This window comes from Enterococcus sp. DIV1283b, from assembly GCF_051710965.1.
Lineage (GTDB): Bacteria > Bacillota > Bacilli > Lactobacillales > Enterococcaceae > Enterococcus_B > Enterococcus_B lactis.
The window spans coordinates 1,969,564-1,989,111 of record NZ_JBIOLR010000001.1; the positions used below are offsets into that span (position 1 = coordinate 1,969,564).

At 39.8% G+C, this 19,548-nt stretch carries 22 protein-coding genes; 1 reads left to right on the top strand and 21 read right to left on the bottom strand.

Annotation, left to right across the window (positions count from 1 at the left end; all coding sequences use genetic code 11):
- Positions 1-17: 17 nt before the first annotated feature.
- Positions 18-197 carry a 2-hydroxymuconate tautomerase gene (locus IGJ53_RS09690; protein WP_002287649.1) on the bottom strand — a complete coding sequence of 60 codons (180 nt, stop codon included), beginning with the start codon at positions 195-197 and terminating at the stop codon, positions 18-20.
- Positions 198-243: 46 nt separating this feature from the next.
- A complete protein-coding gene (locus IGJ53_RS09695) occupies positions 244-2,067 on the bottom strand; it encodes a heavy metal translocating P-type ATPase (RefSeq protein ID WP_259742012.1) in 1,824 nt (607 codons plus the stop codon).
- A 277-nt stretch (positions 2,068-2,344) separates the two neighbouring features.
- On the opposite strand from IGJ53_RS09695, the gene helD reads away from it, so the two are divergent.
- On the top strand, positions 2,345-4,624 hold the full coding sequence (gene helD / locus IGJ53_RS09700) for an RNA polymerase recycling motor HelD (RefSeq protein ID WP_438750143.1): 2,280 nt from the start codon (positions 2,345-2,347) through the stop codon (positions 4,622-4,624).
- A gap of 92 nt (positions 4,625-4,716) precedes the next feature.
- Here helD and IGJ53_RS09705 read toward each other — a convergent pair whose 3' ends face one another.
- From IGJ53_RS09705 to IGJ53_RS09795, 19 genes are all read right to left on the bottom strand, one after another.
- Entirely contained in the window at positions 4,717-5,364 is a 648-nt protein-coding gene (locus IGJ53_RS09705; RefSeq protein ID WP_002290861.1) for a hypothetical protein, read from the bottom strand.
- Between the two features lie 178 nt (positions 5,365-5,542).
- Positions 5,543-6,262 carry a YebC/PmpR family DNA-binding transcriptional regulator gene (locus IGJ53_RS09710; RefSeq protein ID WP_002290860.1) on the bottom strand — a complete coding sequence of 240 codons (720 nt, stop codon included), beginning with the start codon at positions 6,260-6,262 and terminating at the stop codon, positions 5,543-5,545.
- A 130-nt stretch (positions 6,263-6,392) separates the two neighbouring features.
- Positions 6,393-7,544 carry a nucleotidyltransferase gene (locus tag IGJ53_RS09715; protein ID WP_010733437.1) on the bottom strand — a complete coding sequence of 384 codons (1,152 nt, stop codon included), beginning with the start codon at positions 7,542-7,544 and terminating at the stop codon, positions 6,393-6,395.
- 218 nt (positions 7,545-7,762) lie between these two features.
- Positions 7,763-8,503: a class I SAM-dependent DNA methyltransferase gene (locus IGJ53_RS09720; protein ID WP_010733436.1), complete on the bottom strand. Its 741-nt coding sequence runs from the start codon at positions 8,501-8,503 to the stop codon at positions 7,763-7,765.
- A gap of 1 nt (position 8,504) precedes the next feature.
- The gene (rsfS, locus tag IGJ53_RS09725; protein WP_079997869.1) at positions 8,505-8,864 is read right to left on the bottom strand and encodes a ribosome silencing factor; all 360 of its coding nucleotides are present in this window, start codon (positions 8,862-8,864) and stop codon (positions 8,505-8,507) included.
- Positions 8,865-8,885: 21 nt separating this feature from the next.
- Positions 8,886-9,479: a bis(5'-nucleosyl)-tetraphosphatase (symmetrical) YqeK gene (yqeK, locus tag IGJ53_RS09730; protein ID WP_002314176.1), complete on the bottom strand. Its 594-nt coding sequence runs from the start codon at positions 9,477-9,479 to the stop codon at positions 8,886-8,888.
- Positions 9,463-10,113, bottom strand: coding sequence for a nicotinate-nucleotide adenylyltransferase (locus IGJ53_RS09735; RefSeq protein WP_002316969.1), 651 nt, complete (start codon positions 10,111-10,113; stop codon positions 9,463-9,465). Before IGJ53_RS09735 ends, yqeK begins: the two co-directional genes overlap by 17 nt.
- A 9-nt stretch (positions 10,114-10,122) precedes the next feature.
- The gene (gene yhbY, locus IGJ53_RS09740) at positions 10,123-10,434 is read right to left on the bottom strand and encodes a ribosome assembly RNA-binding protein YhbY (RefSeq protein ID WP_002315279.1); all 312 of its coding nucleotides are present in this window, start codon (positions 10,432-10,434) and stop codon (positions 10,123-10,125) included.
- 15 nt (positions 10,435-10,449) lie between these two features.
- Entirely contained in the window at positions 10,450-11,559 is a 1,110-nt protein-coding gene (yqeH, locus tag IGJ53_RS09745; protein ID WP_010733435.1) for a ribosome biogenesis GTPase YqeH, read from the bottom strand.
- Positions 11,556-12,083: a YqeG family HAD IIIA-type phosphatase gene (locus IGJ53_RS09750; RefSeq protein ID WP_002310373.1), complete on the bottom strand. Its 528-nt coding sequence runs from the start codon at positions 12,081-12,083 to the stop codon at positions 11,556-11,558. Before IGJ53_RS09750 ends, yqeH begins: the two co-directional genes overlap by 4 nt.
- Positions 12,084-12,310: 227 nt before the next feature.
- Positions 12,311-13,096, bottom strand: coding sequence for an acetyl-CoA carboxylase carboxyl transferase subunit alpha (locus tag IGJ53_RS09755; protein ID WP_002310372.1), 786 nt, complete (start codon positions 13,094-13,096; stop codon positions 12,311-12,313).
- Positions 13,089-13,958: an acetyl-CoA carboxylase, carboxyltransferase subunit beta gene (accD, locus tag IGJ53_RS09760; protein WP_002310370.1), complete on the bottom strand. Its 870-nt coding sequence runs from the start codon at positions 13,956-13,958 to the stop codon at positions 13,089-13,091. The genes IGJ53_RS09755 and accD overlap by 8 nt, the downstream gene beginning before the upstream one ends.
- A complete protein-coding gene (locus IGJ53_RS09765; protein WP_002310368.1) occupies positions 13,959-15,338 on the bottom strand; it encodes an acetyl-CoA carboxylase biotin carboxylase subunit in 1,380 nt (459 codons plus the stop codon).
- Positions 15,339-15,345: 7 nt separating this feature from the next.
- Entirely contained in the window at positions 15,346-15,765 is a 420-nt protein-coding gene (gene fabZ, locus IGJ53_RS09770) for a 3-hydroxyacyl-ACP dehydratase FabZ (protein ID WP_002310367.1), read from the bottom strand.
- A gap of 24 nt (positions 15,766-15,789) precedes the next feature.
- Positions 15,790-16,266 carry an acetyl-CoA carboxylase biotin carboxyl carrier protein gene (gene accB / locus IGJ53_RS09775; protein ID WP_010733434.1) on the bottom strand — a complete coding sequence of 159 codons (477 nt, stop codon included), beginning with the start codon at positions 16,264-16,266 and terminating at the stop codon, positions 15,790-15,792.
- A 2-nt stretch (positions 16,267-16,268) separates the two neighbouring features.
- Positions 16,269-17,504, bottom strand: coding sequence for a beta-ketoacyl-ACP synthase II (gene fabF, locus IGJ53_RS09780; RefSeq protein WP_002290843.1), 1,236 nt, complete (start codon positions 17,502-17,504; stop codon positions 16,269-16,271).
- Between the two features lie 18 nt (positions 17,505-17,522).
- Positions 17,523-18,260 (bottom strand): 3-oxoacyl-[acyl-carrier-protein] reductase, encoded by a 738-nt coding sequence (gene fabG / locus IGJ53_RS09785; protein ID WP_002341276.1) that lies wholly within the window; start codon positions 18,258-18,260, stop codon positions 17,523-17,525.
- A gap of 11 nt (positions 18,261-18,271) precedes the next feature.
- Positions 18,272-19,189 carry an ACP S-malonyltransferase gene (gene fabD, locus IGJ53_RS09790; RefSeq protein ID WP_010733433.1) on the bottom strand — a complete coding sequence of 306 codons (918 nt, stop codon included), beginning with the start codon at positions 19,187-19,189 and terminating at the stop codon, positions 18,272-18,274.
- 106 nt (positions 19,190-19,295) lie between these two features.
- Positions 19,296-19,520 carry an acyl carrier protein gene (locus IGJ53_RS09795; protein ID WP_002287614.1) on the bottom strand — a complete coding sequence of 75 codons (225 nt, stop codon included), beginning with the start codon at positions 19,518-19,520 and terminating at the stop codon, positions 19,296-19,298.
- Positions 19,521-19,548: the final 28 nt, after the last annotated feature.

Genomic DNA, 19,548 nt, shown 5'->3' on the forward strand with positions numbered 1-19,548 from the left:
CAAGTGTGAAACCAAACTTATTTTTTCCATTCCCCATTTACACCGTATGTTCCTTTTTTCATCTCGTTGATGATGACATGGATGTGTTCTTTTGGTGCTTGCGTGTTTTTATGAACAGCTTCCGTGATATCTTTCATCATATTTTCTAACTGTTCCGGACTGCGACCTTCTACTAATTCGACATGTACGAATGGCATAATGTTTTCTCCTCTTTCTGATCGTTCTTTTTTCAACTCGATTCTATCATACTATGTTTGTCTTGGGTACTGAATCCGGAAAAATGACTGGGTCTTTTTTTGCTCTCAGCGCACTCAGGATAGAGACCGTGTCCACGACTTCTTGCAAAACAGCTCCGAATAACGCAGGAATCAGACCCGTACTTGCTATTAACATCAAAAAAATACAAATAAAGATGCCAATCAGTACAGATTGTTTCGCTATTCTCATCGTATCTTTTGAGATCACTACTGCTTTTGCTACACGCAAAAGATCATCTTTCAAGATGACCGCATCTGCACTTTCACTAGCAGCTGTAGAACCATGAGCGCCCATTGCAATGCCGATATCTGCAGCAGCAAGTGCTGGTGCATCATTCACACCGTCTCCTATCATCGCCACAGGTCGTTGATCTTTAGGGATACGTTCTAAAATAGTCAATTTGTCTTGAGGCAAGCAATGAGCATGTACAGAATCTAATTTGACTTCCTCTGCAATCGCTTGAGCAATGGCTGATCCATCTCCGGTAATCATCATCAAATTTTTCACACCAAGATTTCTTAGCTCTTTGATTGTCTTTGCTGCTTCTGAGCGAATCTGATCCGAAAATAGGATGGTTCCTGCAAAGGATTGATCAATGGCTACATAGATTGCTGTTTCAGAAGTTTCGATTTCTTCCACTGAAACAAAAGAAGCACGTCCAATCTTTACGTCATGATTATTGACTATTGCTTGGATTCCTTGACCTGTCACTTCTTTCAGCTGACTAACAGGATACAGTTGGCTGTTTTTCACGTTGTTCACCAACGAACGAGCTAAGATATGGCTAGATTCCTGTTCTGCACTTGCTGCATACATAAGTAGCTCTTCTTTTTTCATTCCATTGACTGGTTGAATCGCCTCTACTTCTAATATTCCTTTGGTAAGCGTTCCTGTTTTATCAAAAGCAATCGTTTTTGTACGTGCGAGCTTTTCAATTGTTGTTCCAGTTTTAACAACAATCCCGTTTTTACTTGAACGGCTCATCCCGGCAACTAAAGCGATTGGCGCAGCTAAAATCAATGGACAAGGCGATGCTACGACCAATACTTCTGCAAAACGCAAAGGATCTTTTGAGAACCACCAAGAAATACCGCCAATCAAATATGCGATCAATGTAAAGGGAACCGCATAACGATCAGCTAAACGGACGAATCGGGCAGGTTTTTCTTTTGATTCTTCGACTAATTTAATGATCATTTGATATTGGCTGTCTGCGGCACGTTTTTCAGCAATCATTTGGATTGATCCGTCTCCATTTAAAGACCCAGACATGATCTGATCTCCAGGTTTCTTTGTTTCTGGACGAGACTCTCCTGTCAAAGAAGATTCATCGACTGATGATTCTCCTTTGATCACTCGACCGTCAGCAGGTACAAGCTCGCCAGACTTGACTAGCAGCTGATCCTCCACATTTATTTCATCAATTACTATATCCTGCCATCTTCCCTCTTTGAAACGATGGGCGATTCTTGGGGTGTTGTCTAATAAAGATTGCAATTCTTTACCTGCTCGTTTATTCGCGTAATCTTCTAGACTATCTCCACCCGTAAGCATGATCAATATCATCAAACTAGCCCAATATTCTTTGACGGCTAATGTTGCAAGGATTGCGGTAATCGCTAATATATCTACACCATATCTTCCTGAACGCAATGTTTTGATCATTTCCAAAAACATCAAGAAGGCGAGAATCCCTCCAGTAAATGCAACAATCATAAAAGCAAGTCCCGGCTGATGGAAAACAAATTCACTTAACAAAGCTACTCCGCCAATAAATAAAGTAAGTAAAAATTTTTTAAAATGTGTCATAGTTTCTTCTCCTCTTTTTTGTGACTTAGAGGTTAGTCATCCATCTTCAATTGCCTCTCTTTCTCTTAAGCATAGTCCTTGCTTAACACTTTTTAAAACAATAGGCCTTAATTGAAAACAACTATCACTATCAGCGTTTCCAATAGTCGCCAGTCCTACAAACGAATCTATCGAATAAAGAGGACTTTTTTCGATTCATCCGTTAAAAAGTACCTTTTTTCGAAAAACTGTGCTATACTTTTAATTCGTTATTTACGGCGGAAGGAGCAAACATGTGATGAATGAGAAACAACTAGAACAAACGCACGTGGATGAAACGATCGAACTAATCCAGATCGAACAAAATATGCTGGATACAAAACAACGAGAATTGACTCAGGAAATGAATCATTCGACAAAAGACACAGCTAATCACAAGATTCGAGCTGGTTCCAATGAAGCTTTTTATGAATCTGCTGTTGAATATCGCCAACATGAGCAAGAATTGCTTTTAAAATATCATACTCTTGAGGCGCAGCAAAAACGCCTACAAACGTTGTCTGTTATGAAAGACAGTCCTTACTTTGCCCGTATCGATTTTAAAGAAGACCGTGAAACAGAAACATTGTATCTAGGTATCGCTTCTTTAAGAGATCTAGCAGAAGAAACAATCGTTATTGACTGGCGCGCACCAATTGCCAACCTTTATTATGAAGGTGAGATTGGTCCCGCATTTTATGAAACTGAAACAGATAGAATAAATGTCGATCTGCAGTTGAAACGACAATTTAAAATCCAAGAAGGACGTATTTTATCTATGGTAGATACGTCGGAAGTAATCAACGATGACTTTTTGCTAGAGATATTGGATGAAGCATCAAGCAACCATATGAAAAATATTGTCTCTACGATACAAAAAGCACAAAATGCAATCATTCGGGACACAACAAGTAAAGTGATGCTGATTGAAGGAATCGCCGGAAGCGGAAAAACGTCTGCTCTGCTTCAACGTATTGCTTTTCTGTTGTATCATAATCGCAAATGGCTAGAGGCAGAAAACGTGCTTCTATTTTCACCAAACCATTTGTTTTCTGATTATATCTCGACTGTATTGCCTTCATTAGGTGAAAGCGGTGTGCCTACACAAACATTCAAAAATTATATTTCACAGCTGTTGCCAGAGTTTTCTTTATTAGACGAACAGCAACAGGAAAGTGGTTTTTTGCTAGGCGAAAAAGATCCGATACAAGTGATGAAAAGCGGATTGACCTTAGTGGATCAGATTGATCGCTATATCCAAAGCATCACAAGCTACGGTCCCTTGTTCCGTGATATGAAAATAAATGGCCGTACGATCCTATCGAAGGAATCGATTCGCCAATGGTATAAAGAAACAAATGAACAACTTCCCTTGCACCACAGACTCTCTCTGTTACAAACGAAACTACTGAAAAAATTAGGCGGTCTGCAAAAAGATGAAACACGTCAGCAATGGGTCAAAGATCTCGCGGAAGAGCAGCTCCAAGAACTATACGCAACAGATCCTAATCTTGAATATACAGAACAAAAGGAGCGTTCCTTACGTAGAAAACTGGCTAACCAAATCGTACGTAAACGATTCCGTCGAATTCATCGAGGAATCATGAATTATCAATTTGTCAATATAACGAAACAATATCTTCACTTTTTACAAACTGTGCCACTTTCTCTTCTGACACGACATAAAATCAGCGAGACCAGATGGCAAGAACATTTAGCAACTATTCGTACACATTTGCGTCAAAGAGAGTTGCCTCAAGAGGATGCTGTCCTATTCTTTTTACTGATGCGCCGAACGTATCCGGTGACAGTCACACACAAAGCTCGCTATATCTTTATTGATGAAATGCAGGATTTCGCACCATCACAAGTGGCATTGTTGCAAGCCTTGTTCCCAAAAGCAAATTTGACTTTCTGTGGAGATTTAAATCAAAATGTCTTTGGAAATGAAACGATCGTGGGATCATTGGAAAAACTTTTCGTGGACCGTGAAGTTACCCGTTTCCAATTAACAACAAGCTATCGCTCCACAAAAGAAATCACTGATTTTGCTAATCATTTTATTGCAAAAGAACATCAAGTAGAGACTACAGCAAGAAAAGGCGATTTGCCTTTACTCATCCAAGGGACAACTGATGATGTCAAACTGAATTGGTTAGCAGATACCATTCGAACGACTCAGGGAAAAGCCCGGTATTGGCGTACAGCAATCATTGCTAAAACCCAAGAAGAATACGAGGCTCTTTATGCTCAACTGCCAGATGAGTTGAAACAACAAGTCCAGCTGATTTTAAATGAGAGTGACTTTATGAAGCGTTCTATTATTTTACTTCCGGCCTTTTTAGCAAAAGGTCTGGAGTTTGACCGAGTTTTCTTGTGGGATGTAGATGCAGATCATTTTTCTTCTCAGCAAGACAAATTGATCCTTTACACCATGTGTACACGTGCGATGCATGAATTGACACTTTTTACCTCCAATAATCAAAGTCCTTTGTTAAACAATATGGATATTTCATCTTATGAGAAAAAAGTATTGTAACTAAAAAGACAACTGCTATCGTTAATGTTAGCAGTTGTCTTTTTAGTTACAGTAATAATTGCAGAAAAAGTAATTTCATCATTTAAGGTCATTTATTCTATATATAAATCCAAATCTGTTTCAGGATATTTTAATTTGACAAGCGAAATAATCATTTTCAGTTCTTCCATGTTTTCTGGATATTCTGGGTCAAATACCTTGCTATGACGTCCAATACCGCCATTGTCGATCAATCGGTAAATTCGGTTCCATTCAATGAACTGATCGATTGATTGGAAATTGCTGATTGGATAACCCCCACAATCCAAAATCTCTGATACACGAAATGCTAGGTATGCACTATCGACCACTTTATTTTTTTTCGTATCTATCTTCTCATTTCTTTCGATGAGAATTTTTTCAGGATGATGCTTTAAGCTCCACTCCAATAGTAGAAAGAAAGCCTCCATCCGATACTCTTCTTCAAATAACCGAAAGGCTGAATCAGAACGACGAAAAAGCAGCGGAATCAAATATTTTTGTCTATAAATCAGCATTGGTGCGCGGTCCACCATACACTCTAAATAACGGTTCAGATACCCTGTACCGACATAGTTTCCTAATCGATAGCCTTCAACGCCGAATCTTGCGTATTTTTGCGCTAATTTTGAACAATCAGTTACGTTCACTGCTAACTCTTCTACTTTGCGGTAACCGCTTAAGATACGTTCAAAAGGTTCTAAAGTGATTTTTGCTTCCATATTCTTCCCCGTCCATCTTCCACATACTTCATATCATTTCATATGATACTTATGCTCTCATCATACCACAGGTTGAATTAGAATAGAAAATAAATCACACAAAAAAACAAGACAATCTATTAGTGAGATTGTCCTGCTTTTTGAAAAAGACTGAATGCTTTTCGTTAAAACTGATTGCTTAGTCTTCTAATGCCACATTATGGAACACATGCTGTACATCTTCTAGATCTTCTAGCGCATCAATCATTTTTTCAAATGTTTCTTGGTCTTCTGAAGATAATGTAACTTCGGTTTGAGGAATCATTTGGATCTCAGCAATTGAAAAATCAGTGATTCCTTTTTCTTTTAATGCTTCTTGGATACTATGGAAATCCGCTACTTCACCGTAAACGATGATTTGTCCATCTTCTTCCATCACATCACGAACGTCGATGTCTTTTTCCATTAGATATTCAAGGATCTCATCAGCGTCTTCTCCTGCAAATGCAAAGATTGCTGTATTATCAAACATATAAGAAACCGCTCCAGAAACACCCATGTTCCCGCCATTTTTCCCAAATGCTGCTCGTACGTCTGCTGCTGTTCGATTCACATTGTTTGTCAATGTATCAACAATCACCATTGAGCCGCTTGGTCCAAATCCTTCATAACGTAATTCAGAGTATGTTTCATCTCCTGCACCTTTTGCTTTTTCGATTGCTCGGTCAATAATATGTTTTGGTACATTATAAGTTTTAGCGCGATCAATGACGAAACGTAGTTTTTGGTTTGCATGCGGATCAGGATCACCTGATTTTGCTGCCGCGTAGATTTCAATCCCAAATTTTGCATAAATCCGGCTATTATTAGCATCTTTAGCAGTTTTCTTTGCTACGATATTTGCCCATTTACGTCCCATATTTTCACTTCGCTTTCTGATTTGATAGTTTCATAACGCAAAAACGTCCTGTTCCATTATACTTGTGAATCACGATTCTGTGAAGCTTTTTTTCTTTCTTCCTTCATTCTTCTCATTTTCAGTCAAAGGTCTATACTTGGATTGGGATTTGTCCGAAATTCTGTTCTGGAATATTGCCTCCCAATTGATAGATTTGATCACTTCTAACTAACAGTTCCGCTTCTTGTGCCTCTTTTTTTCCGATTCGGGAATAAATAGAAATCTCTTTTTTTTCTTTTAAGAATCTTCTTCCAACATCGGTAAATCCAAGTAGTCGAAGATAGTTTTTATTTTGTTGGCTAGGAATCTCTTGCTTTTTGATATTCAGCAAGACATAACAAGATAATCGTTGGATCCGCGTCCATGTATATCTCTTTGTTTTTACTTTTGACACAAAATCTGCAAAACCGTTAGCTGTTGCTGCTGCTGTCTTCATGCGAGTTTCTATTCCTTCGGTCATCTGATAGATATCTGTCAATTCCATCAAAGTAGAAGATAACAACCGATAACGCAAATACGGCCAATAGGATTCCCAAGTCTGTAACGAACAAGTGGAAAGATCTTCTTCTGTCTGAAATGGCACAAGTCCAGCGATCCTTTTTCCTTCTTCTAACGCATGACGAATGGCTGTTGCACTGGCTATTGTTTGATCTGTGATTCTTTTTTCATGATAGCCTGCACTTTTACGCTGGATCGGATGTAACTCCATAGGGTGGATATACTTAGCATTTTCTTTTGCATAACTTAATCCTAAAATATGATTGGGTGAAGAAAAATCAAGCGCAATATCGGGATACAGACTGCGAAAAACTGCAGTCATTTTTTGCGGATAATTATACGTTTGATCAGACAGTTCTTGAAAAGACTCTTCTATCTTATCTTGATTCTGTTGAACAAATCGGCCGAAACTACTATAGTCAAACAAGGTCTCTTCTTCTGTTCCAAAACACAAACTGTCACAGTCCAATGCTTGCAAGATTTTCACTGCACCTTTAGCGAAATAATCAGCTGACTGAACCGCCCATTCGACAGGAAGCTCTACTACTAAATCCACACCATTTTGCAAAGCTTCATTCGCACGATGCCATTTATCGATGATAGCTGGTTCGCCTCGTTGCAAAAAATTCCCACTCATTACAGCAATGACGACCTCTGCTCCTGTTGTTTTTCGTGCCATTTCAGCATGATAGCGATGTCCATTGTGAAATGGATTGTACTCTACGATAATCCCGCAGCTTTTCATGTACGTCCTCCTTCATAGTTTATCGATAAAAAAACACTAGAGACAAGTAAGGAAAAGTCAAAAATCAGAAAAAATACCCGAACTATATAAACTATTCTCGCAAACACAATACTTCTGCGACGAAAAGCTGCACCGCAAGAGCAATGCCTATATCGTTCGGATATATAATTTATGTTGAAGATTTATTCTTTTCTTGTTAACTCGAGCAGGCAAAATTGCTAGTCTTTGTATGCTACGAAGAACCAGCGCTTTGATTTCTCTGATGCTGCTTCGTCTGTAAAATCAGAAAATGCTTCGACTTTCGAAAACCCACTGTTTTCTAGCATTCTTAAATAACTTTCCAATGGATAGGTACGCTCTTCATGTAGTTCATCTTCACGGATAAATCGCCCAGATCCTTCTGGTTCCTCAACAAAAAAAGTCAGAAAATGTTCGATGCTGTATTTCTCACTTCCTGGATAGCTATCCCACAAAAAAGCAAAATTATCCCCTTGATAATGATAGCTATATTCTGGAAAAACCTCGTCTACTTGATAGGTGGAGTGCACGTCAAATAAAAATCGGCCATTTTCTTCTAACGTTTGATAGACTTCATCAAAAACTTGCTGTACCTCTTGTCTATTTTTCATGTAGCACAACGAATCAGAAAAACAAGTAATTGCTTGATATTGACCGATTTCTGATAAATCGAGCATATTGCCTTCTACAAATTGAATCGATGCGTCTTCTTCATATGCTCGCTGGCTTGCGATCATCAACATCTCTTCTGAAAGGTCTAACCCTGTCACTTCATATCCATCTTTTGCAAAGGCAACCGCTAATGCTCCAGTACCGCACGCCAGTTCCAAAATATTTTTTGTGTCTTCTTGCAAATGACGTTTCGAAAAAGCTAACCACTGCTGGTAAAGCGTTTCGTCCATCACTTCATCGTAAATGAAAGCAAATGTTTCATAAGCCATGTTAATCCAACCATTCATTAAGATCAACTAACGGCGCATCTGACCATAGTTTTTCCAAATTATAGAAGCTTCGTTCTGGCGCATGGAAAACATGTACGATCAAATCTCCAAGGTCGATCAATACCCATTTTCCGCCTTCTTTTCCTTCAATACGTTTTACTTCATATTTGTTTTCTTCTTCTTTATCAATGATTTCTTCTGTAATTGCGTTGATTTGACGTTCACTATTTGCTGAACAGATCATGAAATAATCTGCTAACAAGGAAACATTTCGAACGTCTAAAGCGATAATGTCTTCTGCCCGTTTTGAATCTGCTGCTTTAACCGCAATTTTTAATTGTTCTTTACTATCTATGATGATTTCCTCCTAATATTGAGTGGCTTATTTTTTTGCTACCCAGTAATTATATGTTTCGATTGTTTTTGGATAAATCTGTTGTTCTTGTGCAAGTAAATGGGATAGCGTATGTTTTGTTTCAAATGCTACTGCTTCATCTAGATCAACCCATGCAATTGTCCGTGCATCTTGCACCCCAGGAAAATCCCGACCTGGTTCAATATAGTCTGCTACATAAATGATTTTGTCCAGGAGACTCATTTTAGCAGCGCCAGTCGTATGCACTCGAATCGCGTGAAGAATCTCTGAATCAGTGATTCCTAATTCCCGCTCTACAAACGAAGCACCAACAAGACCATGCCAGATAGCATTATTATAATTCAATAATTCTGGATCAAAACCGTCTCTTACGATCACCATTTTGAACTCCTCATCTGGTCGCTCTTTCGCATAATCGTGTGTCAATGCAGCGATACTAGCTTTTTCAGGAGAAGCACCGTATTTTTTGGCAAGAGCAACAGCTGTTTCTTCTACTCCAAGCACGTGCTTGAAGCGTTGTTCGCTCATTCTCATCTGTATTTTTTGCATCAGGTTTTCTCTAGAATAAGCAGTATATTCATTACTATAGTCCATCTTCATACAACCCTTCATTTTGGATATAATCAATTACTTTATCTGGAACAAGATAGCGGATAGAACAGCCTTCTTTGATCTTTTGACGTATTTTTGTGGAACTGATGTCGATTTCAGGTACATCTACCCAAATCACAGGATATGGCGTATCTGTTGTGTAACCTGGTCGACGTATGCCCACAAAATTGACCATCGAAGTCAACTCATCAATTTTATACCATTTTGGCAAATATTCTACCATATCCCCGCCAATAATAAAGTAATAATCTGTATCCGGATTGTTTTGTGTCAATTCCTTCATCGTATCATAGGTGTAGCTTTTCCCACCACGAGCTAATTCAATCGTTTCAATCTGCAAAAAAGGGTTGTCTTCCACCGCTAATTCCAACATGTTGAGTCGGTGTTTTGCATCAATCGTCTCTTTCTCATCAACATGAGGCGGCTGATAAGAAGGCATTAAAAATACGCGGTCAAGACCTAAATTCCGACCAGCTTGTTCAGCCATCACTAAATGAGCAAGGTGAACGGGATTGAACGTTCCGCCTAGGATCCCTACTTGCTTTTTCTTCTCTAAGAATTGAGGCATTTCTTTAGGAAATAGTTGTGAATGAACAAATGTCTTAGCTTGCGTATTCATCATGGTCACTCCTTATATTGCTTTTACTTCATTTGATAACCTTTGATACTTTTCTTTTGTAGAAGGTTTGTATAATACGATCACTCGTCCAATGATTTGGACGATTTCACAGTCGATTTCTTTTTCTAATACTTGAGCTGCTTCTTCTGCAACCTCATCTGTATTTTGAAGTAGAGATACTTTGATCAGTTCTCTTTTTTCTAAAGCTTCTTCAATTTGAACGATCATTGCTGAATTAATTCCACCTTTACCGATTTGAAAAATCGGCTGAAGATGATGCGCTTTGCTACGTAAAAAACGCTTTTGTTTTCCTCTTAAACTCATAATTTTCCTTCTTCCTTAAATCAATGCTTTGCGTTTCAATACATCTACACCCTTTGGCGCCCAGCCCGCAATTACTGCTGGCGCTGTTACAGTGATCCAGCCTAGACCGGCAAAAACGATGTCTGTTTTTTCTTTCACAGAAAACTCAAAACGAACAAGCTCCGGAAATGCCTCGACTTCATCAGGACGAGGAGGCTGTAATAATCCACCTACATGTTTTTGATAAAATTCGTCTGCTTTTTCCAGTTTCGTTCGATGAATATTTACATCATTTGACACATAAGCAATAAATGAAGCACGATTGCCGCTGATAAAATCAAATCTTGCAAGTCCGCCCAAGAAAAGTGTTTGCCCTTCATTCAGCTGATAAACTTTAGGTTTGATTTCTTTTAACGGGGCAATGATCCGCAAATCTTTTTTACCTAAGTAGTGCGCCATTTGATGACGATGGATGATCCCCGGTGTATCAATCAAAAAATGTCCATCATCTAAAGGAATCTCGATTTTATCCAAGGTCGTTCCGGGAAACTGTGAGGTTGTGATCACATCTTGTACTCCCGCTGTATTTTTGATGATTTGATTGATAAGCGTTGATTTCCCTACGTTTGTTACTCCGACGATATAGACATCCCGTCCATCGCGGTATTCTTCAATTTTTTCTAATAGTTCCGCCATCTCATGAGATTTCTTAGCACTAGTTAGTAATACATCTACTGGACGAATCCCTGCTTCGTGAGCACGTTCCTTCATCCATTGTGTTAGTTTAGGTTTTTTCAATGATTTCGGTAATATATCCACTTTGTTTCCCACTAAAAGTACTGGATTATCACCGACAAAACGGTGTAGTCCTGGAATCAGTGAACCATTGAAGTCAAAAATATCCACCACATTGACAATCAATGCATCTTTTTGCCCTAATTCATTCAGTAAGCGTAAAAAGTCGTCATCCGTCAATGAGACATCTTGGATCTCATTATAATGGCGTAATCTGAAACAACGCTGACAATAGACTTCTCCGGAAGCTAACCCTTTTTCCAAAGCCGTTTGCGGCGTGTATCCTAATTCACCGGGTTTGCTTGTTTGTATAACGGCACCGCAGCCGATACATTGTAATTCTTCTGTCATTCGATTCCACCTCGCCAGCCCATATCAGGGTATTTTGCTAATAGATAGGCCATAATTCTTTTTTCCCAAAAACGATTAAATTGTGTCTTCCAACTATCTGTTGCGATAATGGGTTTTACAAGGATGCTACGTATCCCTGCACGATTGGCTCCACGTATATCAGTCATGATCTGATCGCCTACCATTACTATCTCATCATCTGCTAAATCCAATTGTTTCTTTGCTATGTTGATCCCTCTTGCTAAAGGTTTCATTGCTCGTGCAACATACAAAAGATCAAATTTTTCAATCGCTCGCGCGACACGTTTTGAATTATTGTTTGAAACAACAACAACAGGGATTCCTGCATTTTTCATTTCTAAAATCCAAGTAAGCAACTCTTCTGTTCCATCTGGATTATTCCATGCAATCAACGTATTGTCTAAATCTGTCAATACTGCTTTGATGCCTAGATTCTTTAATTGGGCAGGTGTAATCTGATAGATGGCTTCTACCATCCATGTTGGTTTGTAATTTGAAAACATGTTGTCTCCTCATCTGCAAAAAATGAAGGAGCACATAAAGTACTCCTCAACCCCGTATTATACTGCATATCAGCAAAAAAAACTACCTCTATACTCGTTCCTCTTTCAGAAAAAGCATTTCTTTACAAAATGACCAAAAATAAAGATTGATCACAGAAAAATTTAGAAACAAAAAACAACTAAGCGAGCAAGAATCATTCTTTACTCTTTGCTTAGTTGTTAAACACCTAATATTGTCGGAACCTCTTGTATCGTTTTTCCAGTAGTTCATGCTGGTCGAATCGAACAAGTTCCGTCAATTTTTCAATCAACGCTTTTTTCATGATGTGAGCGACTTTTTGCCGTGGCAACTGCTCGCCGTTGAACGTTTCAGGAATCACTCGATCCACGATCCCTAGCTCACGTAGTTCTGGTGCAGTAATTTTCATCAACTCGGCTGCTTCTGCAGCGCGACTGCCGTCTTTCCACAAAATCGAAGCAAACCCTTCTGGGGAAAGCACAGCATAGATCGTTTCTTCTAACATCCAGACTTCATCCGCTAAACCTAGAGCAAGGGCACCGCCACTTCCACCTTCACCAATGATAACGGCGATGATTGGTACTTTTAAATCAGACATTTCGAGCAGATTTTTGGCAATTGCTTCTCCCTCGCCACGCTCTTCTGCTCCTATACCGCAATAGGCACCTGCTGTATTGATCAATGTAATCACCGGTCTATTAAACTTTTCAGCTTGCTTCATCAGTCGTAAAGCTTTGCGATAGCCTTCAGGATGAGGAGAACCAAAATTTCTGCGGATATTTTCCTGCAGATCCCTTCCTTTTTGAATACCTATCACTGTTACCGGTTTGCCATCTAATCGAGCGATGCCACCAACAATCGCTTCGTCATCTGCAAATAAACGGTCACCATGGCATTCCTCAAAAGAATCGAAGATCTCTTCAAAAAAGTCCAAGCTAGTCCATCGTTCTTTAGCTCTTGCTAACTGAACGACATCATGTGCTGTTTTATCCACGATCTATCCATCCTTTCTGTGTATGCAATTCAAGAAGCGTATGGATTTTCTGCTTCAATTCCATGCGGGGAACAATCTGATCGACGAAACCATGAGACAATAAGAATTCGGCCTTTTGGAAATCTTCTGGAAGTTCCTGCTTGATCGTCTGTTCGATGACACGTCTTCCAGCAAAACCAATCAAGCTTTGGGGTTCTGCTAAAATGATATCACCTTCCATTGCAAAACTGGCAGTTACTCCTCCGGTCGTCGGGTCTGTCAAAACAGTTAGATAAAAAAGACCTTCATTACTGTGCCGTTTGACAGCAGCAGAGATTTTCGCCATCTGCATCAGAGAAAAGATGCCTTCTTGCATCCGAGCGCCTCCTGAAGCCGTGAACAAAACGACTGGAAGTTTTTCCTTTGTTGCTCGTTCGAATAACCTAGTGATTTTTTCTCCAACAATCGTGCCCATACTTCCCATGATAAAATTGGGATCCATCACTCCAATAATGAAGGGGATTCCCTGAATGGTTGCTTTACCAGTGAGGACTGCTTCATGAAGCCCCGTTTTATCTTGCATTTTTTTTATTTTTTCCGTATATTCGGGAAATGCTAGCGGATCTTCGGTTACAAGATCCGTATCCCATTCTTCAAAACTTTTTTCATCAATGATCAAAGCTAGACGCTGCCATGCACCGATACGAAAAGCGTATCCGCAATGGGGGCATACTTTTTCTTCACCGATGTCTTTCGTATAAAGGATATGTTTGCAATTTGGACACTTCGCCCACATGTTATCGGGAACAGATGGCGAGTTAGCAGGTTTGCTCTCTCTATTAGGATTGATCCGAATATATTTCTTTTTCTTAAACAGAGCCATCTATGCGCCTCCTATCTCCGTTTCTGGTGTCCAATTCGGTAAAAATTCTTCTTGTAAAAATGCTGTGCTGTAATCACCTGCTATTACTGCTGGATGACTAATCAAATCCATCTGAAATTCTGCGTTCGTAATGATCCCTTCTGTGATAAATTCACTTAAGGCTCGCTGCATCTTCATCAATGCTTCAAAACGTGTATTTCCATGGACAATAATTTTCGCAATCATTGAATCATAATATGGCGGGATCGTATAGCCTGGATAAACCGCACTGTCTACCCGCAACCCCATCCCACCTGCTGGAAGTAGCAAGTTTTGGATTTTCCCTGGTGAAGGAGCAAAATGAAAAGCGGGATTTTCTGCATTGATTCGGCACTCAATGGCGTGTCCTTGGAATACTACTTCTTCTTGACGCACATTCAAAGGCTCACCGGCTGCTATCTCCACCTGTTTTTTTACTAAATCGATCCCTGTGACCATTTCTGTTACGGGATGTTCCACTTGGATTCGAGTATTCATCTCCATGAAATAAAAATCGCCTTCTTCATCCATCAGAAACTCGATTGTTCCGGCATTTTCATAATTGACTGCTTTAGCTGCTCGAACAGCAGCGTCTCCTAGTGCTTCTCTTTTTGATTGTGAAATCACTACAGAAGGAGATTCTTCCAGTACTTTTTGATTATTACGTTGCAAAGAACAATCTCGTTCTCCTAAATGAATGACATTGCCAAAATGATCACCTAAAATCTGAACTTCTATATGGCGAGCAGGATAAATGATTTTTTCCAAATACATATCATCATTTCCAAATGCCGCTGCTGCTTCTTGCTGAGCTGAAGAAAAATGCTGTGGAAGTTCTTCTTTTGATTGAACTTTTCGAATGCCTTTCCCGCCACCGCCTGCAGCTGCTTTCAGCATCACTGGATAGCCGATCCTGTCTGCTATTTCCAATGCTTCTTCTACAGTAGATAATACACCAGTACTTCCTGGGATGACCGGGACATTTGCTTCTTGCATCAATTGACGCGCATTGATTTTATTCCCCATTGCATCAATTGTTGCGCTTTTAGGACCAATAAATGTGATATTGCACTCTTCACACATGGAGGCAAACCGGCTATTTTCAGATAAAAATCCAAAACCTGGATGAATTGCTTCAGCTTTTGTTACGATTGCAGCGCTCAGTACTTCTTGAACATTCAGATATGAATCAACCGCTTTTGCCGGACCAATACAGATTGCTTCATCTGCTAGCTGTGTATGAAGTGCTTCGGCATCTGCCTCTGAATATATCGCTACGGTTTGGATCCCTAATTCGCGGCATGCACGAATGATACGTACAGCGATTTCGCCACGGTTAGCTATCAAGACTTTAGAAAACATATTTCACCTATCCAATCATAAAGGTTAATTCCGCTTCGGCTACTTTTTTACCGTCAACCTTAGCGATTCCTTTGCCTATTCCGGCTGAGGCTTTCACTTTCAATATCTCAACTTCAAGATATAAGGTATCGCCCGGTGTAACTTTCTTACGGAATTTTGCTTTGTCCAATCCGCCGAAGTAAGCCGTTTTACCCTTGAACTGTTCAAGAGAAAGTAATGCGACTGCTCCTGCTTGCGCCATTGCTTCAACAATCAGTACCCCTGGCATAACAGGCTCTTCTGGAAAATGTCCTTGAAAAAAGGGCTCGTTGATCGTTACATTTTTCTTAGCAATGATCCGTTCTCCTTCAACCATCTCTTCCACTCGATCAATCAAAAGCATTGGATAACGATGCGGAATAATTTCTTTGATTTCTTGTATGTTCATTTATTTCCCTCTTTCCTGCTTTGCTTATTTTGGCTGGATCCTAAAGAGTGGCTGCCCATATTCAACAACTGACTCGTTCTCTACAAGGATTTCTGTGATTACTCCGTCGGCCTCACTAGTTATCTCATTCATTAGTTTCATCGCTTCAATAATGCAGATAACTTCTCCTTTGGCAACTTGATCACCTACTTTTTTGAAAGCTGGTTTGTCTGGTGCCGGTTGCAAATAAACGATTCCCACGATTGGCGAAACAACCTCGATTCCATCAAATACTACCGATTCTTTTTCCTTCGTTGGTTCTGGAACAGTTGTTGCTTGTTCAGGCATGGCGTTAACCGGCTCCGAAACTGGCACCGTTTCGTTTGTTTGAACCATATTCATGCCTCGGCTTGTTTTATTTTTATTCATGTACAATTCAAATTGACCTTCACGCAAGTCAAATTCCGTTAGCGAAGATTGATCAAATTGACTAACTAATTCTCTAATTTCATTGATATCCAAAATTATTCCTCCCAGCGTTTCATACAAAGAACCGCATTATGTCCGCCAAACCCTAATGAATTGCTCATTGCATAAGTAAAGCTTGCAGGTTTGCTTTCGTTTTTGACAACTGTCAAATCAATCTCAGGATCTTGTTTTTCTACATTGATCGTAGGTGGGATAAATTGATGTTCCAATGCCATCAGAGTGGCCAATGCTTCGATCCCGCCGGCTGCTCCCAATAAATGTCCAGTCATTGATTTCGTACTGCTGACATAAGTATCTCTGAAATTTTCACCTAGTGCGAGTTGGATTGCTTTTGCTTCTGCCTGGTCATTAGCTGGCGTACTCGTTCCGTGCGCATTGATATATCCAACTTGCTCCGGCTGTATACCAGCTTCTTCCATCGCAAGCTTCATTGCTTTAGACGCACCAGAACCATCTGGAGTAGGGGCTGTCATATGGTAAGCATCACAATTTGCACCGTATCCAACGATTTCTCCATAGATTTTGGCACCGCGAGCTTGTGCATGCTCTAAAGATTCAAGAACTAGAACACCTGCTCCTTCACCCATCACAAAACCATTTCGATTTTCATCAAACGGGATCGAACCACGATTAGGATCAGTTGATTCCGAAAGTGCAGTTAAAGCTGCAAATCCAGCAATCCCCATCTCACAGATTGTTGCTTCTGTTCCTCCAGCAAGAATGACATCTGAATAGCCATGTTTGATGTTACGGAATGCTTCACCGATTGAATTCGTTCCGCTAGCACAAGCTGTTACGATAGCTGTACAGATACCTTTTGCGCCTACTCGCAAAGCAATATTTCCAGCTGCCATGTTGGCAATCGCCATTGGCACGAACATTGGAGAAACTCGTTTTGCGCCTTTTTCATGCAGACGGATAACTTGATTTTCGATTGTCGGAAGACCACCGATTCCTGATCCGATAATGACACCAAATCGGTCTTGATTCATTTTTTCTTTATCTAAACCGCTTATCTCCATTGCTTCTAAAGCAGCGTAGATCCCATAGATCGAAAACATATCCATTCGTTTGCTATCTTTTTTAATAAAATATTTATCGTAAGGGAAATCTTTGACTTCACCCGCTAAGGTGATCCCTGTTTCTGAAGCATCAAATTTAGTGATCGGTGCGATGCCATTCGTACCTTCTTTCAAGCTATTCAAAAAGCTGTCTGCGTCATTTCCAATAGGTGAAGTGACTCCATAGCCAGTAATTACCACTCGATTCATTTATTTGCTCTCCTTTTCTTATCCGTGCATGACCAATCCGCCATCGACATTGATGACTTGGCCGGTGATATATGGATTTTGTGCTAAGAAAACTGCTGTTTGTGCAACATCTTCTACTTGTCCGAAACGTTGCATTGGAATTTGCTTTTCCGCTTGCTCCTTGACTTTATCTGCTAAAACTTCCGTCATATCAGTTGTGATGAATCCTGGTGCAATGGCGTTGCATGTGATACCTCTAGTCGCAGCTTCTCGTGCAACCGATTTTGTCAATCCTACGACACCAGCTTTGCTAGCTGCATAATTTGCTTGTCCGATATTTCCAATCAATCCAGATACACTAGAGAGATTGATGATGGCCCCTTCTCGCTGCTTCATCATTTTTTTCAAAACGTGTTGCGTCATATTGAAGGTACCGATCAAATTGATATCCAGACATTTTTTGAAATCTTCTGCATCCATCCGCATCACAAGTTTGTCATTTGTGATTCCGGCATTGTTTACTAAGATATGGATCGATCCAAGCTTTTCTTCTGCTTCTTTGATCATTTGTCCTGCTTTCTCATAATCAGAGATATCGCCGGAAACTCCTACGCATTTTACACCGAATGCTTCAATTTCTTCTATCTTTTCTTTTGGAATCTCTCCGCGCCCATTCAAAATAATATTTGCTCCAGCTTTTGCAAAAGCTAATGCCATCGCTTTGCCAATTCCTCTTGTACTACCTGTAATAAATACATTTTTCCCTTTTACATCCATAACCTTCCTCCTTATAATTTTGCTATTGTTTCATCAAATGTCTGCTTATTCTCAACACGCAGAACTGGTATCGTTTTATCAATTTTTTTCATAAATCCGCTTAATACTTTTCCGGGACCGACTTCAATGACTCGCTCGATGCCGATTGTTTTTAATTTATGGATACTCTCGTAGAAACGAACAGGTTGCATGACTTGCTGTTCAAGTAGTCCCGCTATCGTCTCTTTCTTCATTATTTCCGTTGTTGTGTTGCTGATGACTGGAAAAGAAGGGTCAGAAAATTGAATATGACTTAGATCCTTCGCCAGTTTTTTTGATGCTGGTGCTAAAATAGCTGTATGGAAAGGTCCACTGACATTTAGTGGGATCATCCTTTTGATTCCTTTTTCTTTTAAGAGCAAAACAGCTTCATCTACGGCTTTTTCTTCGCCACCGATCACGATCTGCTGAGGTGTATTGTAATTAGCAGGAGACACGATGCCGTACTTGCTTGCTTCATGACAGCTTTCCTCAATCGTCTCAATCGGTGCATTCATTACTGCGACCATTTTTCCGCTTCCAGCTGGGGCAGCTTCCGTCATATAAGCGCCTCTCTTCGCTACTAGTGCAACGGCTTCAGTGAAGGATAACGCATCACTGGCTACTAATGCCGAATATTCTCCTAAACTCAGTCCTAAAGCTGCAGCTGGGACGATTCCATGCTCCTTCAATAAGCGATAATACGCAATGCTGACTGTTAGAATAGCTGGCTGTGTATATTGTGTCTGATCCAAACGTTCATTTTCTGAAAAGCAGAGGTCGGCCATATCGTAGCCGAGAATCTCACTTGCTTCATCAAATGTCTGCTTTACAATGGTTTCTTCATATAAATCTTTTCCCATACCTTGATATTGTGCACCTTGGCCACTAAATAAGAATGCTGTTTTCATGTTTTTCTCCAATATATCCAGAATATATGTTTGATTCTTCTTATTCAAAAAGGCCGAGACATCCCTATTTCAGGAAATGTCCCAGCCCCCAACCTAATTTTAATGATTATGCAGTTTGTTTTTCTACGTAAGTCACTAAATCTTGAACCGTTTTGATTCCGTCTTCTGTTTCGATTTTTACATCAAATTCATCTTCAATTTCATTGATGATTTGGAATAAATCCAAGCTGTCAGCTTCTAAGTCTTCTTGGATGTCAGTAGTCAATTTGATTTCTTCAGTTTCTTTTCCTAATTCTTCTGCAATGATTTCTTGAATTTTTTCGAATACCATAATAATATATTCCTCCGATATTGTTTGC